A 4,897-nucleotide genomic window follows, 5' to 3' on the forward strand; every position below is an offset into this window, starting at 1 on the left:
GACCGAATCCGGGCGCGCCGTCGGCGGTTTCGCCGCCGTCTCCGCTGGAGTCGCCCCCGTCAGAGCCGCCGTCGCCGTCGCTTCCGTCGTCGCCGTCGCTTCCGCCGTCGCCGTCGGAGCCGCCGTCCGAATCGCCCGAACCATCGTCTCCGTCGTCGGATCCGTCGGCGTCGTCGCCGTCGGAACCGTCACCGCCGACGGTCGCTCGCACGTCCTCGCCCGACAGCGAGGTCCGCAGCTCGTAGTAGTCGTAGCTCGCGTTGACGGGGAGTTCGACCAACTCGCCGTCGTCGTTCTCGTAGCCGTAGTGTTCGCTGTTCGGGTCGAACCCGCCGACGAGCGACAGCGCGTCGGCCTCGGCCGCGTCGAACGCCTCGACGACGGCGTCGGCCGCGAGTTCGACGACGACCTCGTCGCCCCCGGACACCGACGACGCCTCGACGGTCCCGTGGCCCGGTGCCACGAGCCGGTAGGTGTCCTCGACGACCGACGTGACCGCGTCGGTCGGCGCGAACGAGACCGTGAGCGTCCCCTCGGACCCCTCGACGGTTGCGTCCTCGATCACCTCGTCGACGCGGATCATCCGCTCCTCGCGCTCGGGAGCGATCGTGTCGTACTCCGCGTCGAGCGTGTCCTTGATGAACGGCCCCTGGAACTGTCCCGAGTTGAACACGCGGGAGTCCTCGACGAACTCCTCGCTCCGGCCGGCGACGAAATCGTTCGTCGAGACGAGGTACGTCGCCTCGGGGTCGAGCGGCTCGCCGCCGACCCAGACGTTCCGGACCTGCCCCTCCCCGTCGTGGCCGGTCCACTCGTAGGAGATTCCGGACACCTGAATCGCCGGCTGGGCCCCGTAGTCGCCGGGCATCGGGCGAACGGACCCCTCGACGTACGACCGGATCTGCTCGCCCGTCAGCTCGTAGACGACGATCTCGTTCGGGAACGGGAGGATGTTCATCACGTCGCTGCCGGTGAGCTCGCCGGGACCGTATCTGGACCCCGACCGGATGCCGCCGGCGTTCTGGACCGCGACGTCGATATCCTCGTCGAGGTTGCCGACCTGCCGCATCAGGTCGGTCATCAGGTTCCCCCACCCCGTCTCGATCTCGTAGTTGTCGAAGCTGGCGTTGAGCTCGACCTCCGTCTCGACGACGGGCTGGCCGAGGCGCTCTTCGAGGTCCGAGAGGTAGCCGTCGGCGATCTCTGCGACCGGCTGGTTCCGGTCCACCGACCGCACGTCGCGCGGGGTGTAGTTCTCGGTCGACTCCGGCGGCGACTCGTCCTCGCCGAGCGCCTCCGAGTCGTACAGGTCGACCCGCTCCCAGTCCGAGAGCTCGCCCGTCTCGACGTCGAAGGTGAGCCGCCCGATGTGGTCGAACTCGTCGCCGAACTCGGCGACCGTCGTCCCCTCGATGGTCTCCGGCTCCTCGTAGACGACGTTGGAGTGCGACCCGACGATGGCGTCGACGCCGTCGACCGCCGCGATCGTCTCGTGGACGCCGCTTGAGACGTGCGACGCGCAGACGATGAAGTCGGTCTCGGGTTCGAGCGCCTCGACGGCGGCCTCGGCAGCCTCCGTGTAGCCGAGCACCTGCCAGTCCTCGGGGTAGTCCGTGATGTCGTAAAAGCCGGTGGTGCCCATCCCGAAGACGCCGACGGTGTAGCTCCCGACCTCGACGGTCGTCCAGCGCTCCGCGCCGGGGACCGCCTCCCCTTCCGGCGTGAGGAGGTTGGCGATCACCCACGGGAACTCGGAGGACTCGAAGCGCTCGCTCGCGGTGTCGACGCCGAAGTCGAACTCGTGGTTCCCGGCACCGACGGCGTCCGGTCCCATCTCGTTGAGCGCCTCGACCATGTGCTCGCCCTCGAACTCGAGGCCGAGGACCGACGGCGCGAGGTCGTCGCCGTTCCCGAGGAAGGCCGTGTTCGGGTACTCGCCGCGAAGCTCCTCGACGATGGCGTAGTACCGCGCGATGTCTATCGCCTCGTTGCCAGCGTCCTCGAACCGGCCGTGGAAGTGCGTGTCGTGGACGAGCGTGAGCGTGCCGTCGTCCTGCGCCGCCACGCCGCCCGTCGCGCCGGTTCCGAGGGCACCGACGGTTACTCCGCCCGCGGCCGCCGCCAGCAGGCGACGACGCGTCTCATCGACGACCGCCTCCGAACGCCTGTCTTTCGACATACTTCCGTAAGACGGAGAGACGCTATTAAACATTTACATGCCGGATAGATGGTGGTACTGAGTGCTATATATACACGAACGTGCTATCTCTGTTCGGACGCTTATGGTTTCGTGGTGAACGAGAACGATACACAATCAACCCGAACCTGTCAGCCAGTATGATTTCCTCTCGGCCGAGGACTGCGGATGTACGTAACTGTAAACGGTTTCATCGGCGTGTGAAGGAATAACCGTGCGCAGTACAAACATAACGAACGAGAATTACATGACTGAAATGGGCGGCTACAGAGACCGTGTGGCACAGGTCGATCTCGGCGATAGCAACGTCAGCTACCGCGGGATCGACGACGAGGACGCGGAGAAGTACATCGGCGCGCGGGGGCTCGGCGTCAAGTACGTCTTCGACAAGGGTCCAGACGTGGACCCGCTGGGACCGGAGAACCGACTGGCGTTCATGACCGGCCCGCTGACGGGCACCCAGACCGTGATGAGCGGCCGGATCGCCCTGGTGACGAAGTCTCCGCTGACGGGCACCGTCACCGACTCGCACCACGGCGGCTGGTCCGGCGCGCGCCTCAAGTGGGCCGGGCTGGACGGGATCCTGCTCGACGGCGAGAGCGACGAGCCGGTGTACCTGTTCGTCGAGGACGGCGACGTCGAGGTACGCGACGCCTCGCACCTCTGGGGACAGGGCGTCCACGACACGATCGACCAGATCGGCGAGGAGGTCGACGGGAAGGTCGGCCGCAACGTCTCCGTGATGGCGATCGGACAGGGCGGCGAGAATCAGGTCCGGTACGGCTGCGTCATCAACGAGGACGACCGGGCCTCGGGCCGCGGCGGCACCGGTGCCGTGATGGGCGCGAAAAACGTCAAGGCGGTCGTCGTGAAGTCGGGGACCGACATGCCGAAGCCCGCCGACCCGGAGACGTTCCAGGAGGGCTACCAGCAGGCGATGGGGGTCATCCGGGAGTCCGACGTCACCGCGCCCAACGAGGGCGGGCTCTCGATGTACGGCACCAACGTCCTGATGAACGCGACCGAGGAGATGGACGGGCTCCCGGCGAAGAACGCGAAGTACACGTCCACGGAGGCGTTCAGCGACGCCGAGGGCGTCGACGTTCAGGCGGAGCGCGTCTCCGGCGAGAACGTCCGCGAGAACATCCTCGTCGACGAGCCGACCTGTCACTCCTGTCCGGTCGCGTGTAAGAAGGAGGTCGAGGTCAACGTCACCCACAAGGGCCAAGACATGAACGTCCGCACGGAGTCGTACGAGTACGAGTCCGCGTGGGCGCTTGGTCCGAACTCCGGCCACGACGACCGCGACGAGATCGCGGTCATGCTGGACCGCTGTAACGAGCTCGGCATCGACACCATCGAGGCCGGCAACATGATGGCGATGGCGATGGAGATGAGCGAGGAGGGCAAACTCGACGGCGTCGGCCACCTCGACTGGGGCGACTCCGAGACGATGATCGACCTCATCGAGGAGATCGGCCACCGCTCGTCGGACCTCGGCGACCTCCTCGCGGAGGGCCCCGAGCGCGTCGCCGACGCGAAGGACGCGCACGGCAACAAGCTCTCCGTGAAGGGCCAGACGATGGCCGCCTACGACCCGCGCTGTATGAAGGGCATGGGGATCGCGTACGCGACCTCAAACCGCGGTGCCTGCCACCTGCGCGGGTACACGCCGGCCGCCGAGATCCTCGGCATCCCGGAGAAGGTCGACCCGTACGAGTGGGAGGGGAAGGGCGAACTCACCGCCACCTTCCAAGACCTCCACGCCGTCTCGGACTCGTTCGACATCTGTAAGTTCAGCGCGTTCGCGGAGGGGATCGAGGAGTACGTGCTCCAGTACAACGGCATGACCGGCTCCGACCTCTCGGAGGACGACCTGTTCGAGGCGGGCGAGCGCGTCTACAACCTCGAACGCTACTACAACAACCTCGTCGGCTTCGACGGCGCGGACGACACGCTGCCGAACCGCTTCGTCGAGGGCCACCCGGACGCCATCCCCGGCACGGGCGCGAGCGAGGGCGAACTCGTCGAACTCGACCAGCTGAAGGCCGAGTACTACGAGACCCGCGACTGGGTCGACGGCGTCGTCCCCGACGAGAAGCTCGCCGAACTCGGCATCGACATCGGTCCCGGCACCGGCGTCTCCGCGGGCGACTCGGCGGCTCCCGCCGACGACTGATCGCGCCGCTCGCCGGACCGCGAACGTCCGGCACCCGTCCGCTCATTTTTAAGTGACTGCCGCCGATAGCAGCGCCCATGGTTCATGATCCGCTCTCGCCCTCCGAAGCCCTCCGAACGCCCGCCGGCGCGGTTCTCGGCGGAGTGAGCCTCTTCGTTCTGGCATACTCGCTGGTGATCGTCGGAGCGATTTTCGTGGGTCTCGTCGCGGTCGGCGCGCTGTCCGTCGGTCCGTACCTCTGGTACCGGATCTTCGCGGCCGTCGACGCGATCGCGGACGGGATACAGCGGCTCGCAGCGGCCAAGGAGCGTGAGGTCGACCGCGATTCGCGGTCCGACGAGTTGGTCGGCCGCGACACTCCAGATACGCGCGACGCCCCGGCGGAGCGCGCGACGGAGCGCGAGCGCTAACGGGCTCGCCGGGGTGCGCCCGAAATCCGTCGCCCCCGGCTCCCGCCGCGACTCTTTATCCGCCCTCTCCGCGACCGGGCGGGTATGAACTGGCGACTCGTCGCGACGCTC

The 4,897-nt window shown here is 67.4% G+C and carries 3 protein-coding genes; 2 read left to right on the forward strand and 1 reads right to left on the reverse strand.

All coding sequences use genetic code 11. From position 1 onward, the window contains the following. Positions 1-2,179 (reverse strand): bifunctional UDP-sugar hydrolase/5'-nucleotidase (locus BN903_RS04105; protein WP_052334914.1); only part of this gene is annotated, 2,179 nt, incomplete at its 3' end. Positions 2,180-2,444: 265 nt separating this feature from the next. Between BN903_RS04105 and BN903_RS04110 the strand changes: the two genes are divergently transcribed. Both BN903_RS04110 and BN903_RS04115 read left to right on the forward strand, forming a co-directional pair. After that, positions 2,445-4,376, forward strand: coding sequence for an aldehyde ferredoxin oxidoreductase family protein (locus BN903_RS04110; protein ID WP_048076526.1), 1,932 nt, complete (start codon positions 2,445-2,447; stop codon positions 4,374-4,376). Between the two features lie 77 nt (positions 4,377-4,453). After that, the gene (locus tag BN903_RS04115) at positions 4,454-4,786 is read left to right on the forward strand and encodes a hypothetical protein (RefSeq protein WP_048076527.1); all 333 of its coding nucleotides are present in this window, start codon (positions 4,454-4,456) and stop codon (positions 4,784-4,786) included. Positions 4,787-4,897 lie beyond the last annotated feature (111 nt).

The sequence above is a fragment of the Halorubrum sp. AJ67 genome, assembly GCF_000513435.1.

What these genes read in the sequence shown, in the direction of transcription:
- BN903_RS04110 (WP_048076526.1), top strand. Translation starts at nt 2,445, where the DNA reads ATGACTGAAATGGGCGGCTACAGAGACCGTGTGGCACAGGTCGATCTC.
- BN903_RS04115 (WP_048076527.1), top strand. Translation starts at nt 4,454, where the DNA reads ATGGTTCATGATCCGCTCTCGCCCTCCGAAGCCCTCCGAACGCCCGCC.